14 protein-coding genes are annotated in these 16,932 nt (G+C 72.8%); all 14 read right to left on the bottom strand.

Features of this window, described 5'->3' with window-relative positions:
* Positions 1-146: 146 nt before the first annotated feature.
* Complete coding sequence (locus SNE206_RS07050; RefSeq protein WP_407912493.1) at positions 147-1,559, bottom strand: DivIVA domain-containing protein; 1,413 nt, start codon at positions 1,557-1,559, stop codon at positions 147-149.
* A 49-nt stretch (positions 1,560-1,608) separates the two neighbouring features.
* The gene (locus tag SNE206_RS07045) at positions 1,609-1,899 is read right to left on the bottom strand and encodes a YggT family protein (protein ID WP_030262809.1); all 291 of its coding nucleotides are present in this window, start codon (positions 1,897-1,899) and stop codon (positions 1,609-1,611) included.
* 76 nt (positions 1,900-1,975) lie between these two features.
* On the bottom strand, positions 1,976-2,584 hold the full coding sequence (locus tag SNE206_RS07040) for a cell division protein SepF (protein ID WP_405013766.1): 609 nt from the start codon (positions 2,582-2,584) through the stop codon (positions 1,976-1,978).
* A gap of 209 nt (positions 2,585-2,793) precedes the next feature.
* Entirely contained in the window at positions 2,794-3,582 is a 789-nt protein-coding gene (locus SNE206_RS07035) for a YggS family pyridoxal phosphate-dependent enzyme (protein ID WP_407912492.1), read from the bottom strand.
* Positions 3,579-4,313 carry a peptidoglycan editing factor PgeF gene (gene pgeF, locus SNE206_RS07030; protein ID WP_407912491.1) on the bottom strand — a complete coding sequence of 245 codons (735 nt, stop codon included), beginning with the start codon at positions 4,311-4,313 and terminating at the stop codon, positions 3,579-3,581. Before pgeF ends, SNE206_RS07035 begins: the two co-directional genes overlap by 4 nt.
* 11 nt (positions 4,314-4,324) lie before the next feature.
* On the bottom strand, positions 4,325-5,527 hold the full coding sequence (gene ftsZ, locus SNE206_RS07025) for a cell division protein FtsZ (protein ID WP_407912490.1): 1,203 nt from the start codon (positions 5,525-5,527) through the stop codon (positions 4,325-4,327).
* A 363-nt stretch (positions 5,528-5,890) separates the two neighbouring features.
* Positions 5,891-6,661, bottom strand: coding sequence for a cell division protein FtsQ/DivIB (locus SNE206_RS07020; protein WP_407912489.1), 771 nt, complete (start codon positions 6,659-6,661; stop codon positions 5,891-5,893).
* Positions 6,662-6,820: 159 nt separating this feature from the next.
* Positions 6,821-7,927: an undecaprenyldiphospho-muramoylpentapeptide beta-N-acetylglucosaminyltransferase gene (murG, locus tag SNE206_RS07015; protein WP_407912488.1), complete on the bottom strand. Its 1,107-nt coding sequence runs from the start codon at positions 7,925-7,927 to the stop codon at positions 6,821-6,823.
* A 6-nt stretch (positions 7,928-7,933) separates the two neighbouring features.
* Complete coding sequence (gene ftsW, locus SNE206_RS07010) at positions 7,934-9,304, bottom strand: putative lipid II flippase FtsW (protein WP_407912487.1); 1,371 nt, start codon at positions 9,302-9,304, stop codon at positions 7,934-7,936.
* A gap of 41 nt (positions 9,305-9,345) precedes the next feature.
* Entirely contained in the window at positions 9,346-10,773 is a 1,428-nt protein-coding gene (gene murD, locus SNE206_RS07005) for a UDP-N-acetylmuramoyl-L-alanine--D-glutamate ligase (RefSeq protein ID WP_407912486.1), read from the bottom strand.
* Positions 10,770-11,831 (bottom strand): phospho-N-acetylmuramoyl-pentapeptide-transferase, encoded by a 1,062-nt coding sequence (gene mraY / locus SNE206_RS07000; protein ID WP_407912485.1) that lies wholly within the window; start codon positions 11,829-11,831, stop codon positions 10,770-10,772. The genes murD and mraY overlap by 4 nt, the downstream gene beginning before the upstream one ends.
* Entirely contained in the window at positions 11,828-13,231 is a 1,404-nt protein-coding gene (murF, locus tag SNE206_RS06995; RefSeq protein WP_407912484.1) for a UDP-N-acetylmuramoyl-tripeptide--D-alanyl-D-alanine ligase, read from the bottom strand. The genes mraY and murF overlap by 4 nt, the downstream gene beginning before the upstream one ends.
* On the bottom strand, positions 13,228-14,931 hold the full coding sequence (locus tag SNE206_RS06990) for a UDP-N-acetylmuramoyl-L-alanyl-D-glutamate--2,6-diaminopimelate ligase (RefSeq protein WP_407912483.1): 1,704 nt from the start codon (positions 14,929-14,931) through the stop codon (positions 13,228-13,230). The genes murF and SNE206_RS06990 overlap by 4 nt, the downstream gene beginning before the upstream one ends.
* A partial coding sequence (locus tag SNE206_RS06985; RefSeq protein ID WP_407912482.1) for a peptidoglycan D,D-transpeptidase FtsI family protein occupies positions 14,931-16,932 on the bottom strand: 2,002 nt, incomplete at its 5' end. The genes SNE206_RS06990 and SNE206_RS06985, both read right to left, overlap by 1 nt.

The raw sequence follows: 16,932 nt of genomic DNA, 5'->3' as shown, positions 1-16,932 counted from the left end.
CACCACGACGGGCGGGCAGGTGACCACGGTCACCTGCCCGCCCGTCGCCACGTGCGGCAGCCGGTACCCGCCCGGGCCCGGCACGCACGGACGAGGGCGCCCCCACCGTGACCGTCGTCACCGTGGGGGCGCCCTCGCGGGTGCTGCTAGTTGTCGCCGTCCTCGTCGATGAGGAAGCCCCGCATCGGCGCGGGAGCCTGCTGCATCGGCTGCGGCGGCTGCGGGCGGACCGCGGCCATCGGCTGGGTCATCCCGGCGGGCGCCATCTGCGCGGCACCGGTGCCGGCGCCGGGCTGGCCGCCGAAGCTCGGGTTGCTGCCCGAACCGAAGGAGTTCCCGCCGAACGACTGGCCGTTGCCACCGAAGGACTGGCCGTTCCCGCCGAAGGACTGGCCTCCGCCGCCGAACGACTGGCCGTTGCCGCCGAAGGACGACTGGCTGCCGAAGCTCGGCGCGCTGCTGCCGGCCGAGGAGCCAGCCGGAGCCATCGACGACGCCGCCGGGGGCAGCGAGGCGGTGGCCGGGATCCGCGGCGGGGCGAGCGAGTCGTCCGCCTGCGACTCCAGCTGGCGCAGCTGGGTCTCCAGGTACGACTTCAGACGCGTGCGGTACTCGCGCTCGAAGGCGCGCAGGTCCTCGACCTTGCGCTCCAGCGTGGCGCGGGCGGACTCCAGGGAGCCCATCGCGACGCGGTGCTTCTCCTGCGCGTCCCGCTCCAGGGCGTCGGCCTTGGCGCGGGCGTCCCGCTCCAGGCCCTCGGCGCGGCTGCGGGCCTCGCCGACGATCTTGTTGGCCTCGGAGCGCGCCTCGGAGATCGCCTGGTCGGCGGTCTGCTGGGCGAGTGCGAGCACGCGGGCCGCGCTGTCGCCGCCGGGAGCCTGCTGCGGCTGGCCCATCGGGCCGCCGAGCGGACCGCCCATGGGCTGACCCATCGGACCGCCCATCGGGGCCAGCTGCTGCTGGCCGCCCATGGTCTGGCCCATCTGCTGCGGCTGCCCCATCGGACCGCCCATGGGCTGCAGCATCTGACCGCCCATCGGCTGCACCAGCTGCTGCTGGCCGCCCATGGTCTGGCCCATCTGCTGCGGCTGCCCCATCTGCGGCTGCCCCATCTGCTGGGGCTGCCCGAGCTGCGGCTGCCCCATCTGCTGCGGCTGGCCCATGTGGCCGCCGTTGCCGGGGGGAAGCGCGGGGGCGCCGGACGGCAGGCCGAGGGGCTGGTTGCCCATCTGCTGCTGCTGCTGCGGGCCGCCCATCTGCTGCGGACCGGGGCCCTGCTGCTGGCCGGGCACCGGCGGGCCGGATATGGCGGCGGGCACCGGGGCGCCGCCGGGGCGGGCGTCCTGGGGCTGCTCCTTGCGCATGTTGGCCTGGTTCTGCGCCGCGGCACGCGTGGCGGCTGCCAGCTTGGCGCGCAGGTCCTCGTTCTCGCGCAGCAGGCGGGTCAGCTCGGCTTCGACCTCGTCGAGGAAGGCATCGACCTCGTCCTCGTCATAGCCTTCGCGCAGCCGGACGGTCGTGAACTGCTTGTTCCGAACGTCCTCGGGGGTCAATGGCATCTCTTCACCTCAACGTGATCGTCGGCACTCCGGAATCCTGTCGCATCGCTCACAACGACAGGGACCGCACGAGCGAGATCAGGACATACACAATGATCATCAGTACGAAGAAGGACAGGTCGAGCGCCACGCCCCCGAGACGCAACGGCGGGATGAAGCGCCGAAGAAGCTTGAGCGGCGGATCCGTGACAGTGTACGTGGCCTCCAGGACGAGGACCATGGCCCTTCCGGGTCGCCATGAGCGGGCGAACTGGAAGACCCAGTCCATCACGAGCCGGAAGAGCAGGATGAGCAGGAAGACTGTCAGCGCGTAGTACAGCACCGCCCCGACGATCCCCATGTGGTCTCCCTCTCCCTGGTCCTCGGCCCGTCTGTGACGCACCGTCGATCGGTCCACACGTAAAGTCGTGGCCGGGTCAGCTCTGGTTGAAGAACCCACCCTCGGCGATCCGAGCCTTGTCCTCCGCCGTGACATCGACGTTAGCAGGAGACAGGAGGAACACCTTCTGCGTCACGCGCTCGATACTGCCGTGCAGACCGAAGACGAGTCCAGCGGCGAAGTCTACGAGGCGCTTGGCGTCCGTGTCGTCCATCTCGGTCAAATTCATGATCACGGGAGTGCCGTCGCGGAACTGTTCCCCGATGGTACGGGCCTCGTTGTAGGTCCTGGGGTGCAGCGTGGTGATGCGGTAGGGCTCTCGTTCGTTCACTACCTTGGGCATGATCACCGGGGCGCTCTTCTCCACGTTCTGGCGGCGGTCGGGTGTGATGGACGACACTGGTGCCATCCGCGGGGCCTCCTGCCGGATCGGCACGGCGGCCGGCACGGGCTGCGGGGCGATGTGGGCGACGGGCGCGGGCGCGGGCCGCTGCTCCGCGACCGGACGCAGGTCCTCGGTACGGCCGGTACGGAGGGGCTCCGGGTCTGCGTCGTAGTCGTCGTCGGGGTCGTACCCCTGACCGTCGTACGTCTCGTCCTCCACGAGGCCGAGGTAGACCGCCATCTTGCGCATTGCGCCGGCCATGCTCCTGTCTCCTCCGCTCTGTGGTGGATCGGCTCCGACTCCGGCCTCGGCCTGCGGTCCCCGCAGCGCCCGGCGCCCGCCGGGCCGACGGCCCGTCAGGCCGTGAGGATTCTGCGGAGATGCGATCCACGAAGTTGTCACTAGCGCGCTGATGGGCTGCTAGGTTCTGTCCTGTTTTGTCCTGCGATCTGATCTACTACCCGGTGACGTTACCCGAGCGGTGACCGCACGCCGAGTACCGCCGTACCGACGCGTACATGTGTCGCTCCGGCCGCCACCGCCTGCTCCAGGTCGCCGCTCATGCCTGCGGACACCATCGTGGCAGCAGGATGCCGTGCCCGTACCCCGCTTGCGATTTCCGCCAGTCGTGCGAAGGCACGGGCCGGATCGCCGGCCAGCGGGCCGGCCAGCGGAGCCACCGTCATCACCCCGTCGAGCCGGAGCCCGGGGGTGCCGGCGATCAGGTCGGCGAGTTCCCCGACCTCGGCCGGGGCGACCCCGGCGCGGTGCCCGCCCTCCCCGGCCTCCTTGTCGAGTGCCACCTGTACCAGGCAGCCGAGGGGCGCGCGCCCGGCGGAGAGCACCGCGGCGGAGAGCGACGCCACCAGGCGCGCGCGGTCCACGGAGTGCACGTGGTCGGCGTACCGCACCACCGACCGCACCTTGTTGGTCTGCAGCTGGCCGACGAAGTGCCAGGTCAGCGGCAGCTCCGTGCAGCGCTCGGCCTTGGGGGCGGCGTCCTGGTCGCGGTTCTCCGCGACCTCGGTGACGCCGAGTCCGGCGAGGAGCGCGGTGTCCTCGGCGGGGTAGGTCTTGGTCACCACCACGAGCGTGACCTCGTCGCGGGCACGGCCGGCGGCGGCGCAGGCGTCGGCGATCCGCTTCTCGACCACGTCGAGGTTGGCGCCGAGCTGCTCGTACCGCGCGCGCTGCCGCTCGTCGAGGGAGGACTGGAAGGCGGGACCGCCGGGGAACGGACCGAAGATGTCGTTCGTCATGACTGTGCGGAGCCCCACCAGACGTAGCTCGCGAGCCGGCCCGTCCGCTGCTCGCGGCGGTAGGAGTAGTGGTCGTCCGATTCGAGGGTGCAGACGGTCGACCGCACCACGTCGGCGACGCCGGCGTCGGCGAGCTGGGCGGCGACGCCCTCCGCCACGTCCAGCGCCGGGGTGCCCCACGAGGTCTCGGCGTACGCGGCCGGCACCACCGCGGCGACCTCGGCGCGGAGTCCGGCGGGCACCTCGTAGCAGCGGCCGCAGACGGCGGGCCCGAGCACGGCGGTGATCCTCCCCGGCTCGGCGCCGAGGGCGGCCATCGCGCGGACGGCCGCGGGGACGACCCCGGCGGCGAGGCCCGGACGGCCGGCGTGCGCGGCGCCGACGATCCCGGCGACCGGGTCGGCGAGCAGCACCGGGGTGCAGTCCGCGGTCAGCACGGCGAGGGCGAGCGGGCGGTCGGTGACCACCGCGTCGACGGTCGGGGCCTCCCCGTCGCGCTGCCGTCCCGTCACCACGGCCACGTCCGCGCCGTGCACCTGGTTCATCCAGACCACGTCCGCCGGGTCGAGCCCGAGCTGCTGCGCGGCGAGCACCCGGTTGCGGCGGACGGCCGCCGGGTCGTCCCCGACGGCCCCGCCGAGGTTCAGCTCCCCGTACGGCGAGGTGCTCACCCCGCCCCACCGGGTGGTGGAGGCGAAGTGAGCACCGTTGCGACTGATGTGAGGAATCACGGGAGAGGCGTCTACTTCAGGAAGTCGGGCACGTCGAGCTCCTCGGCGGGGCTCTCCACGTACGGCTGGCGGACCGGCTGCACCTGCGGCGGCACCGGGCTGACGGCCGGGACCGGACGGACCGGGACGTCGGCGCGGACGGCGTCGTCCGGACGGGCCGTCACCGAGCCGATGCCGTAGGACGGCCGGGTGGCCGGGCGGTCCGGGGTGGACGCCGTGGACGGGGTGGAGGCCTTGACCACCGGGTCGCGGACGATCGCCGGGGGCTGCCCGCCGTCGAAGCCGGCCGCGATGACGGTGACCCGGACCTCGTCGCCGAGGGCGTCGTCGATGACGGCGCCGAAGATGATGTTGGCCTCGGGGTGGGCGGCCTCGCTGACCAGCTGGGCGGCCTCGTTGATCTCGAAGAGGCCGAGGTCGGAGCCGCCCGAGATGGAGAGCAGCACGCCCCGGGCGCCGTCGATGGACGCCTCCAGCAGCGGGGAGGAGATCGCCATGACGGCGGCCGCCTTGGCGCGGTCCTCGCCGCGGGCCGAGCCGATGCCCATGAGCGCCGAGCCGGCGTCCGACATGACGGACTTGACGTCGGCGAAGTCGAGGTTGATCAGGCCCGGCGTGGTGATCAGGTCCGTGATGCCCTGGACACCGGAGAGCAGCACCTGGTCGGCGGAGCGGAACGCGTCCAGCACGCTGACCTGGCGGTCGGAGATCGACAGCAGGCGGTCGTTGGGGATGACGATGAGGGTGTCGACCTGCTCGCGCAGCGACGCGATGCCGTCCTCGGCCTGGTTGGCCCGGCGGCGGCCCTCGAACGTGAAGGGACGGGTGACCACACCGATGGTCAGCGCGCCGAGCGAGCGGGCGATGTTGGCCACGACGGGCGCGCCGCCGGTGCCGGTGCCGCCGCCCTCGCCCGCGGTGACGAAGACCATGTCGGCCCCCTTGAGGACCTCCTCGATCTCCTCGCGGTGGTCCTCGGCGGCCTTCCGGCCGACCTCGGGGTTGGCTCCGGCGCCGAGGCCCCGGGTGAGTTCACGGCCCACGTCGAGCTTGACGTCGGCGTCGCTCATCAGGAGGGCCTGCGCATCGGTGTTGATCGCGATGAACTCGACGCCCTTGAGCCCGACCTCGATCATCCGGTTGATGGCGTTGACACCACCGCCGCCGATACCGACGACCTTGATGACTGCGAGGTAGTTCTGGGGTGCTGCCACGTCGAAGGCCTCTCGCCTCGAATTTCCGGGTCGGCTCCCCGTGTCGCGAAGGCCGACGGATGTCGATGGGTGGGGAGCACGTGCTTTCGGTGGTGTATGTCCGAAATGCCGACCGCCGACCCGAACCCTAAACTTGAGGTTTAGGGTTGTGGCTGTGCCTCTGTCACATCACTGTGGAACACAGCCTGGTGACACAGGACAGTAGGTCGCATCCGGTCGGTGTTCAACGAACACGCCGAGCTTCCCGTTTTTCTTTTGAGCCTATGTGATCATCGATCCCCTGGTGAAACCGGGGTGACCACCAAGGGTCGGACCGGAGCCTCGGCCCCGTCAATACCGCCCCTTCGGGAAGAACTTACCGGATCATCCCGACACGGCCGGGGCATCCGGTGCACTCACGTCGTAATTGGCCGCCTTGCGCGCCATCAGCGCGGTCAGCACCCGGGCCTTCCGGTCCGTCCGCTCGGGGCTCCCCCAGTGCACGGTCACCCCGCCCGACAGCTGCAGCCGGATGTCGTCGTAACTGTGGACCTGTACTGCACCTGCACGCTTCGCCACCTCGGCCGGCAGCCCGGCCGCGACCGTGATCGCCGCCCGGACGAGCGACGGCCGGTCGAACACGTCCAGCGCCTCGTTCGCCTGCTGACCGAGTTGCAGGTCCACCACCGGCACGCCCGCCGGAGCCGTCGCCTCGGTCGCGAACGTGAAGCCGCCCGCGTCGACCTGGGCGAACTTCCCGTCGTCGGTCCGGACCGCGGCCACCGGCCTGCGCTCCGTCACCTTCACCCGCAGGGTGTGCGGCCAGCCGCGCCACACCTCGGCCCTCGCCACCCGCGGCAGCGCCTCCACGCGGTGCTCCGCCTCGTCCAGGTCGACCCGGGCCAGCGGCCCCTGCCGCAGCCCGCCGAGCGCCGTGCGGACGTCGTCCTCGCCGAGCCGCCCGCTCTCCAGGCCCTGCACCGCGACGGTGCGCACCTCCAGTGCCGAGGAGAGGAACACCAGCCAGCCGAACACCCCGGCCACCAGTGCGCCCAGCGCGCACAGCACCACGACACCCCGCCGGGACAGCCGGAGCCGGGTGGCCGTCACCCCGGCCGGCCGTCCGTCCGCCTCCGGCCGTTCCTGACCCGGCACCGGCGCTCCTCGCTCCCGCACTCGCTCCGCCCGACCGTCCCGGCCGGCGCCGGTGCGGCCGTCGGCCGGGGGCGGTGACCCGCCCGTCCGCCTCCGGCCGCCTCCGGCCCGGCATCCGTCCTGTTCCCCCGTCCGTGCGGCCCCGGGCGGGGCCGGCGGTCAGCCCCGGCGGCGGCCGCCGCGGGCGGCGTCGATCGCCTCGTAGACCATGCGCACCAGCAGGTCGTCCGCGTCGCGGCGGCCGAACTCGCCGGCCGCGCGGCTCATGTCCCACAGGCGTGCCGGGTCGGTGAGGACCGGCAGCACGTTCTGCAGCACCCAGTCCGGGGTCAGCTCGGCGTCGTCGACCAGCAGGCCGCCGCCGGCCTTCACCATCGGCTGGGCGTTGAGCCGCTGCTCGCCGTTGCCGATCGGCAGCGGCACGAACGCGGCGGGCAGGCCGACCGCCGCCAGCTCGGCCACCGTCATGGCGCCGGCCCGGCACAGCATCAGGTCGGCCGCGGCGTAGGCGAGGTCCATGCGGTCGACGTAGGGCACCGCGCGGTACGGCGGCATGCCCGGGATGTCGTCGATCCGCGGCAGCTCGTTCTTCGGGCCGACGGCGTGCAGGATCTGCACGCCGTACTGCTGGAGCCGGGGGGCGATGGCCTGGACGGTCTCGTTGAGGCGCCGGGCGCCCTGCGAACCGCCGGACACCAGCAGGGTGGGCAGCCGCTGGTCGAGGCCGAAGTAGTGCCGGGCCTCGGGGCGCATCGCATTGCGGTCCAGCGTCGCGATGGTGCGGCGCAGCGGGATGCCGATGTACCGGGAGTCGCGGAGCTTGGAGTCCGGGGTGGAGACGGCGACGAAGTCGGTGTAGCGGGCGCCGATCTTGTTGGCGAGGCCGGGGCGCGCGTTGGCCTCGTGCACGACGATCGGGACGCCGGCGCGCTTGGCCGCGAAGTAGGCGGGCATGGCGACGTAGCCGCCGAAGCCGACGACCGCGTCCGCCTTGACGCGCTCGATGACGTCCTGGGCGGCGCGGACGGTGCCGCGGAGCCTGCCGGGCACGGTGATCAGCTCGGGGGTGGGCTTGCGGGGCAGCGGCACGGCGGGGATGAGCGCCAGCTCGTAGCCGCGCTCGGGAACGAGCCGGGTCTCCAGGCCCCGCTCGGTGCCGAGGGCGGTGATCCCGCAGGACGGGTCGTGCCTGCGGAGGGCGTCCGCGAGGGCCATGGCCGGCTCGATGTGACCGGCGGTCCCGCCGCCGGCGAGTACGACATGCACCGAAATTCACCGCTCCCTGCGCGTCGGCCGTGCGGCCGCCTTGCGCGCTGTGGTTCGTCGTCGTGGCATCACCCGGGCCAGGAGTGTCCCGGCACGGGTGGGGTTCCGGGCGGCGAGTGCCGCCTTGGCCGCGGGGGTGCTGCGCGCGAAGCTGACCAGCACCCCAATGGCACACATGGCCGACAGCATGGCGGACCCGCCGTAGGAGAACAGCGGGAGGGGCACGCCCGCGATGGGGAGCAGTCCCAGGGCCGACCCCAGGTTGACCATGGCCTGGGCCATGATCCACGTGGTGGCGGCTCCCGCGGCGTACCTGACGAAAGGGTCTTTCGTGCTGATGGCCACACGGATACCCGCGTAGCCTAGTGCCGCGAAGAGGCCGAGCACCGACAGCGTCCCCACCAGTCCGAGTTCCTCGCCGGTGGCGGCGAAGATGAAGTCGGTGTGGGCCTCGGGCAGCTGGCCCCACTTCTCGACGCCGGCACCGAGGCCGGAGCCGAACGGGCCGCCGGCGGCGAAGGCGTACAGGCCGTGGAGGGCCTGGAAGCAGTTCATGTCGGGGTCGGGCTTGGTGACGCCGATGCAGGCGAGCCGGTCGAGGCGGTGCGGCACCGTGATGATGAGCGCGGTGCAGGCGACGACGGCGATGCCGAGGGTGGCGCCGAAGAGCCGCATCGGGGCACCGACCATCCAGAGCAGCCCGAAGAGCATGGCGACGAGCACCATGGTGGTGCCCATGTCACCGCCGAGCATGATCAGCATCATGAGCAGCACGGTGCCGGGCACGAGCGGCACCAGCAGGTGCTTCCACTGGTCGAGCATGTGGGTGCGGTGCTTGCGGGCGAGCAGGTCGGCCCCCCACAGCACGAGGGCGAGCTTGGCGAACTCGGACGGCTGGACCTGGAAGAAGCCGAAGTTCAGCCAGTTCCGGTTGCCGTTGACCATCATGCCGATGCCGGGGATCGCCACGAGCAGCATGCCGCCGACGACCGCGAGCAGCAGCGGGTACGCGAGCAGCCGCATCGCCTTGACCGGCGTGCGGGCGAGCAGCACCAGCATGGCGGTGCCGAGGAGGACGGCGACGAGCTGCTTGCGGAAGAAGAAGGTGATCGGCAGGTGGTGCTCCATCACCAGGATCTGGGAGGAGGAGAACACCATGACGAGCCCCAGCACCACGAGCAGGAACGTGGAGCCGAGGATCAGGTAGTACGGGGTGAGCGGGCGGTCGAGGGTCCAGCGCACCCGGTCGCGGAACACCCGGAGGCGGGTGACCGGGGTGGCGGACCGGAAGGTCGTGGTCGTCGCGGAGATCAGCTGCAGGCGGGCGGAGCCGCGCTCCGGCGGGGCGGTCGTGCCCGCCTTTCCCTCACCGGACACTCCGCTCCCCCTTCCGGCTCCGCCGGCCGCTGCTCGTGCCGCTACTTCGTCAGTTCCGTGACCGCCGCGGCGAACAGGTCGCCGCGCTCACCGTAGTTGGTGAACATGTCCATCGACGCGCAGGCCGGTGCGAGCAGGACGGTGTCACCCGGTCTGGCGAGCGAGGCCGCCGTCCGCACCACCTCGGTCATCGCCACCGCGCCAGTCTGGCCCTCGGCGGCTTCGACGACCGGCACATCCGGGGCGTGTCGCGCCAGTGCCTCGCGGATCAGCGCGCGGTCCTGGCCGATGAGCACGGCGGCGCGCAGACCCGCGGCGGCACCTTGGACGAGCTCGTCGAAGGTGGCGCCCTTGGCGAGTCCGCCGGCGATCCAGACGACCGGCTCGTACGCGGCGAGGGAGGCCGCGGCGGCGTGCGTGTTGGTGGCCTTGGAGTCGTCGATGTAGGTGACCCCGCCGATCTCGGCGACGTGCGCGATGCGGTGCGCGTCGGGCCGGAAGGCCCGCAGGCCGTCGCGGACGGCCTTCGCGTCGACGCCGTAGGCGCGGGCGAGGGCGGCCGCGGCGAGCGCGTTGGCGATGTTGTGCGGGGCGGGCGGCACGATGTCGTCGACCGCGCCGAGCTCGGCCGCGTTGTTGGCGCGGTCGTCGACGAACGCCCGGTCGACGAGCAGGCCGTCGACGACGCCGAAGTTCGACAGGCCCGGCGCGGCGAGGCCGAAGCCGATCGCCCGGCAGCCCTCCTCGACGTCGGCCTCGCGGACCAGCGCCTCGGTGGCGGGGTCGGCGAGGTTGTAGACGCAGGCGACCTGGTTGCCCTCGTAGATGCGGCCCTTGTCGGCGGCGTACGCCTCCATGGAGCCGTGCCAGTCGAGGTGGTCGGGGGCGAGGTTGAGCACGGCCGCCGAGTGCGGGCGCAGCGAGGGCGCCCAGTGCAGCTGGTAGCTGGAGAGTTCGACGGCGAGCACGTCGTACGGCTCGTCGGCGAGCACCGCGTCCAGCACGGAGACCCCGACGTTGCCGACGGCGGCGGTGCGCCGGCCGGCGGCGGTGAGGATCGAGGCGAGCATCTGCACGGTGGTCGTCTTGCCGTTGGTGCCGGTGACGGCCAGCCAGGGGGCCGGCTCGCCGGTGCTCCCCAGCGGCCGGCGCAGGCGCCAGGCGAGTTCGACGTCGCCCCAGACGGGCACGCCCGCGGCGTCGGCGGCCGCGAACAGCGGGCTGCTGGGCGGCCAGCCGGGCGAGGTGACGACGAGGTCGGTGCCCTCGGGCAGGGTGTCGCCGTCGCCGAGGCGCACGGCGACGCCCGCGAGGGTGCCGGCCTTGGTGCGGAGCGCGGGCCCGTCGCCGCCGTCGACGACGGTGACCTCGGAGCCGAGGCCGGCGAGGACCCGTGCGGCGCTGACGCCGGAGAGTCCGAGGCCGGCGACGACGACGCGGAGGCCCGCCCAGTCGGGGTTGTCCGTCATCCGGCCACCCATCCTGCGTAGAAGAGTCCGAGGCCGACCGCGACGCACAGGCCCTGGATGATCCAGAACCGGACGACGATCAGCACCTCGCTCCAGCCCTTGAGTTCGAAGTGGTGCTGGAGCGGGGCCATCTTGAAGACGCGCTTGCCCGTCATCCGGAACGAGCCGACCTGGATGATCACCGAGAGGGTGATGATCACGAAGAGGCCGCCGAGCAGGGCGAGCAGCATCTCGGTGCGCGAGCAGATCGCGAGGCCCGCGAGGGCGCCGCCGAGCGCGAGGGAGCCGGTGTCGCCCATGAAGATCTTGGCGGGCGAGGTGTTCCACCAGAGGAAGCCGAAGCAGGAGCCCATGAGGGCGGACGCCACCACGGCGAGGTCCAGCGGGTCGCGGACGTCGTAGCAGTTGGCGGTGGCGGTGATCATGTGGGCGCAGGTCTGGCCGTACTGCCAGACGCCGATGAAGACGTAGGCGCCGAAGACCATCACCGAGGCGCCGGTGGCGAGGCCGTCGAGGCCGTCGGTGAGGTTCACGCCGTTCGACATCGCGGCGATCATGAAGTAGGCCCAGATCACGAAGAGCACCGGGCCGACGGACCAGCCGAAGTCCTTCACGAACGACAGGTGGGTCGAGGCCGGGGTCAGGCCGCGGCTGTCGCTGAACTGCAGCGACAGCACCGCGAAGGCGAGGCCGACGAAGGACTGGCCGAGCAGCTTCGCCTTGGCGCGCAGGCCGAGCGAGCGGCGCTTGACCACCTTGATGTAGTCGTCCAGGAAGCCGACCAGGCCCAGACCCGCCGTCAGGAACAGCACCAGCAGGCCGGAAGCCGTGGGCGACTCGCCCGTTATCGCCTTGGTGGCGAAGTAGGCGATCAGCGTCGCCAGGATGAACGCGATGCCGCCCATGGTGGGCGTACCGCGCTTGCTGTGGTGCGCCTTGGGGCCGTCGTCACGGATGTACTGGCCGTAGCCGCGCTTGGCCAGCAGTTTGATCAGCGCGGGCGTGCCCAGCAGCGACAGCACGAGGCCGATGCCGCCGGAGAAGAGGATCTGCTTCACTGGACGGCCCCATCGGCGAGCAGGGCATCGGCCACCTTCTCCAGGCCGGCCGAACGGGAGGCCTTCACCAGCACCACGTCCCCTGGCTGCAGCTGACTGCGCAGCAGCTCGATCGCCGCGTCCGCGTCGGACACCAGCACCGACTCCTCACCCCACGAACCTTCGTTCCTCGCGCCGAGTTCCATGCAGGCCGCCTCGCGTCCGCCCACCGCCACCAGTGTGGTGACGTCGAGCCTGACGGCGAGCCGCCCGATGGCGTCGTGCTCGACGAGGCTGTCCTCGCCGAGCTCCCGCATCTCCCCGAGCACCGCCCAGGTGCGGCGGCGCCCCGGGCCGCGGCCGGCCATCGACACGAGCGCCCTGAGTGCGGCCCGCATCGAATCCGGGTTCGCGTTGTAGGCGTCGTTGACGACGGTCACACCATCGGCCCGGTCGACGACCTCCATGCGCCAGCGGGACAGCGCGCCCGCCTGGCTGAGGGCTTCGGCGGTGTCGTCGACGGGCATCCCGAGCTCCACCGCCACCGCTGCGGCGGCGAGGGCGTTCGAGACGTGGTGCTCACCGTACAGGCGCAGGTTCACGGGTGCGGAACCGGCTGGGGTGATCAGCGTGAAGGACGGCCGTCCGGCGTCGTCCAGGCGAACGTCCGCGGCACGGACGTGGGCGTCCCGGCTCTCGCCGAACAGCACGACCCGGCCCTTGGTGCGCTCGGCCATCGCCCGCACCAGCGGGTCGTCGGCGTTGAGCACGGCGATGCCGTCGGTGGTCAGCGCCTCGACGATCTCGCCCTTGGCCTCGGCGATGCCCTCCTTGGAGCCGAACTCCCCGACGTGCGCGGAGCCGACGTTGAGCACGACCGAGACGTGCGGCGGGGTGATCGAGGTCAGGTACTCGATGTCGCCCTTGTGCCGGGCGCCCATCTCCAGGACGAGGTGACGGGTCGTCCCCTCGACCCGCAGCGCGGTCATCGGGTGGCCGATCTCGTTGTTGAGGTTGCCGGGCGGGTAGACCGTCTCGCCGTGGCGCTGCAGCACCTGGGCGATCAGGTCCTTGGTGCTGGTCTTGCCGGACGAGCCGGTGAGCGCCACCACCCGGGTGCCGTGGGCGCGTTCGACGACGGCACGGGCGAGCCGGCCGAGGGCGGTCACCACGTCGTCGACGAGGATCGCCGGCACGCCGACCGGCCGGGAGGCCAGCACGGCGACCGCGCCGTCGGCGACGGCCTTCACCGCGTAGTCGTGGCCGTCCACGCGCTCGCCGACGACCGCGGCGAACAGCCCGCCGGGCTGCACCTGCCGCGAGTCGACGACCACGGGGCCGGTCACCCGTGCGTCCGGGTCGGCGCCGTCGAGGGTGCCGCCGACCGCCGCGGCGGCCTCGGCCAGGGTCAGTGCGATCACGGCTGCTCCACTCCTTCGGTAACGCGCTCGCCCCCGGGCGCTCCTGACCCGGGCCGGGTGCCGTGCACGATGGCCGCGCGCAGCACCTCCCGGTCGTCGAACGGGCGGACCTCGCCCTTCGCGTACTGCCCGACCTCGTGGCCCTTGCCGGCCACCAGGACGGCGTCCCCGGCGTGCGCGCGTGCGACGGCGTGGGCGATGGCGTCGGCGCGGTCGGGCACGACCAGCACCTCGCCGCGCTCGTCCTCGGGCACCTCGGCGGCGCCGGCGAGCATCGCGGTGAGGATCGCCAGCGGGTCCTCGGAGCGCGGGTTGTCGCTGGTGAGCACGGTGGTGTCGGCGATCGCCGCGGCGATCGCGCCCATCGGGCCGCGCTTGAACGGGTCGCGGTCGCCGCCGCAGCCGACGACGACGTGCAGCCGGCCCTTGGTGACCTCGCGCAGCGACTCCAGCACGGCGCGCAGGGCGTCCGGCTTGTGCGCGTAGTCGACGACGGCGACGTACGGCTGCCCGGCGTCGACCCGTTCGAGGCGGCCGGGCACGCCGGCGGAGGCGGCGACACCGGCGACGGCGTCCTGCAGCGGGATGCCCGCGGTGACGAGGGCGGTGATCGCGCCGAGCGCGTTGGAGACGTTGAACGGACCGGGCAGCGGCACGGAGGCGTCCGCGGCGGCGCCGTCCGGGCCGAGCACGCGGAAGGTCGAGCCGGCCGGGCCGAGCTGCACGTCGACGGCCCGCCAGTCGGCGGCCGCCTCGCCGCGGGCGGAGAACGTCACGACCGGGATCGGCGCCTCGCCGGCGAGCCTGCGGCCGTACGCGTCGTCGAAGTTGGCCACCCCGAGGCGGGCCTTGTCGGTGTGGAAGAGCCGGGCCTTGGCCCGGTAGTAGTCCTCCATGTCGGGGTGGAAGTCGAGGTGCTCGGGGGTGAGGTTGTTGAACAGCGCGACGTCGTACAGCACGCCGTCGACCCGGCCGAACACCAGCGCGTGGCTGGAGACCTCCATGACCACGGCGGCCGCGCCGCGCTCGCGCATCACCGCGAGGACGGCGTGCAGGTCGGTCGACTCGGGGGTGGTGCGCTCGCTCTTGATCCGCTCGTCGCCGACCCGCATCTCGACGGTGCCGATCACCCCGGGCAGCATCCGGGCGCCGCGCAGCCCGGCCTCGACCAGGTACGAGGTGGTGGTCTTGCCGTTGGTGCCGGTCAGACCGATCATCAGCAGCTGCTCGCTGGGGCGGCCGTACACGGCGGCGGCGAGGCCGCCCATGACGCCGCGGACGTTGTCGACCACCAGCAGCGGCACCCCGGCCCCGGCGGCCTGTTCGGCGCCGGCGGGGTCGGTCAGCACCGCGACGGCACCGGCCTGCACGGCCTGGCCGGCGAACGCGGCGCCGTGGTGGTTGGCGCCGGGGAACGCCACGTACACGTCGCCGGGGCGGACGGCCCGGGAGTCGTGGGTGATGCCGGTGACCGCCGGGCCTTCGGCGGGCGCCACGTCCAGCAGGCGGGCGACCTCGGCGAGCGGCAGCGCCGCCGAGCCGGTCGGGCGGGGCGGGCTCGCGGAGATTTGATCGGGTTTCGGCACGGCGGGCAGGGTATCGGCCGGAGGGCCTCCAGGGCCAAACCGGGCGGGGCCTCCCCCGTCGTTCCGGTCGGTGCGGTGCGGCGGCGTACCGCGGCGGCCGGGGGTGTCGCTCATCAGGGCTTCCAGTCGACGGGCAGGTTCGGCGCCTCGCTCCCGCTCGGCGCGACCCGCAGGGTCTTCAGGGCGAACTCCATCACCTGCTTGAACACCGGCCCGCACAGCTGGCCGCCGAAGTGGCCGTTGACCGGGTCCTGGATGACGCAGGAGACCGTCACCCGGGGCTGGTCGGCCGGTGCGAAGCCGATGAAGGAGGCGGTGTACCCGGAGTACCGACCGGTCTTCGGGTCCACCCGGTTGGCGGTGCCGGTCTTGCCGGCGACCCGGTAGCCCGGGATCTGCGCCTTGGTGCCGGTGCCCTGCTCGTCGGTGACGACGGACTCCAGCATCTCGGTCAGCGTCTTCGCGGTCGCCTCCGTCACCACCCGGGTCTGCGCGCCCGCCGGGGCCGGGGTGTAGCGGCCGTCCGCGCCGGTGCTGCCCATGACGAGGCTCGGGGCGACCCGCACCCCGCCGTTGGCGATGGTGGAGAACACCGACGTCGCCTGGAGGGCGTTCACCGCCAGGCCCTGGCCGAACGGGATGGTGTACTGCTGCGAGCCCTTCCAGTCCTCCGGCTTCGCGAGGATGCCGCGGGTCTCGCCGGGGAAGCCGAGGCCGCTGGGCTGCCCGATGCCGAACTTCGTCAGGTAGCCGCCGAGCACCCGGTTGGCCTCGGCCTGGTTCTTGCCGAGGTGCTCGGCGGCCTCGATGGTGCCGATGTTGGACGACTTGGCGAGCACGCCGGCCAGGGTCAGGTACCAGGTCTCGTGGTCGATGTCGTCGTGGAAGACCCGGTCCGAGCGCTGCAGGGTGTTGGGCACGGTGACGTGGGTGTCCCAGGTCGCGGTGCCGGTGTCCAGCACGGCGGCCATCGTCATCAGCTTGGCGGTGGAGCCCGGTTCGTACGCGTCCTGGACGGCGGCGTTGCCGAGCTGTTCCGGGCGGGCCGAGGCGAGCTTGTTGGGGTCGAGTCCGGGCGAGGTGGCCATCGCGAGGACCTGGCCGGTCCTCACGTCCTGGACGACGACGTACCCCTTCTCCGCACCGGCGGCGTCGACCTGGTCGGTGATGGCCCGCTGGGCCGCCCACTGGATGTCCTTGTCGACGGTCAGCCGGAGGTCCGCCCCGGGCACCGGGGCCTGCTGGCTGCCGCCGGAGCTGGGCACGATCCGCCCGCCCACGGAGGCGTACGTGGAGCGGCCGTCGACGCCCGCCAGGTCCTTCTGGTACTGGAGTTCGAGGCCTCCGGTGCCGGTGCCCTCCGCGTTGACGAAGCCCACCAGGTTGCCCGCGAGGTCGCCCGCCGGGTACACCCGCCGCTTGCTCGGCGCGTACACGACGCCCGCCAGCGGGTTGGTGCAGGCGGTGTCGACCGCGCTGCGTCCGCCCTGGTCCTCGGGCTTGGCGAGCAGGCGGCGCTGGGCCGCGCAGGCCTTGGTGTCGGCCTGCTTGGCGAGGCGGGTCCTGAGCTCGGAGATCCGGTTCTTGGTCTCCGGGGTCTGCCGGGCCGCGAGCAGCGCGTACCGGCTCCTGGGGTTCTTGGCGTTGAGGTGCAGCAGTCCGGCGACCTTCTCCCGGGTGAGGCCGAGGAGCGGCGCGAGCAGCGCGGCGGCCTGCTCGGGCGCGTCCGGGATGTGCGTCGTCTCGGGGGTGAAGAGCGTCGGGTCGGCGGTGATGTCGTACGCGTCCACGGTGGTGGCCAGGACGGTGCCGTCGGCGGCCGTTATCGATCCGCGCTCCGCGGAGAGCACGACCGGCACGTACTGGTTGGCGCCGGCCTCGGCGGCGAGCGCGTCCGAGTCGAGGAGCTGGAGCTGCACGAGGCGCCCCGCGAAGACCGAGAGCACGACGACCAGCGCCATGCCCGCGAGCCGCAGCCGCTTGCGCGGGTCGGCGAGCCGGATCGGCTGCGGGCGGGACGCGGGCCGCGCCGGCCGCCGCCGGGGCGGGGCGCTGCGGCGCGGTGCCGGGCGGTCGGGGTCGCCCGCGCGCGGGCGGGGGGGCTGCGGGCGGCCG

The organism is Kitasatospora sp. NE20-6 (genome assembly GCF_045862635.1).
The sequence above is the reverse complement of the archived record's forward strand: the minus strand, read 5'-3'. Positions and strand labels throughout refer to the sequence as shown.

Bases quoted from the DNA above. Each gene is read 5' to 3' on its own strand.
- SNE206_RS07050 (WP_407912493.1), bottom strand. From the start codon at position 1,559: ATGCCATTGACCCCCGAGGACGTTCGGAACAAGCAGTTCACGACCGTC.
- SNE206_RS07045 (WP_030262809.1), bottom strand. From the start codon at position 1,899: ATGGGGATCGTCGGGGCGGTGCTGTACTACGCGCTGACAGTCTTCCTG.
- SNE206_RS07040 (WP_405013766.1), bottom strand. From the start codon at position 2,584: ATGGCCGGCGCAATGCGCAAGATGGCGGTCTACCTCGGCCTCGTGGAG.
- SNE206_RS07035 (WP_407912492.1), bottom strand. From the start codon at position 3,582: ATGACGAACGACATCTTCGGTCCGTTCCCCGGCGGTCCCGCCTTCCAG.
- murD (WP_407912486.1), bottom strand. From the start codon at position 10,773: ATGACGGACAACCCCGACTGGGCGGGCCTCCGCGTCGTCGTCGCCGGC.
- SNE206_RS06990 (WP_407912483.1), bottom strand. From the start codon at position 14,931: ATGAGCGACACCCCCGGCCGCCGCGGTACGCCGCCGCACCGCACCGAC.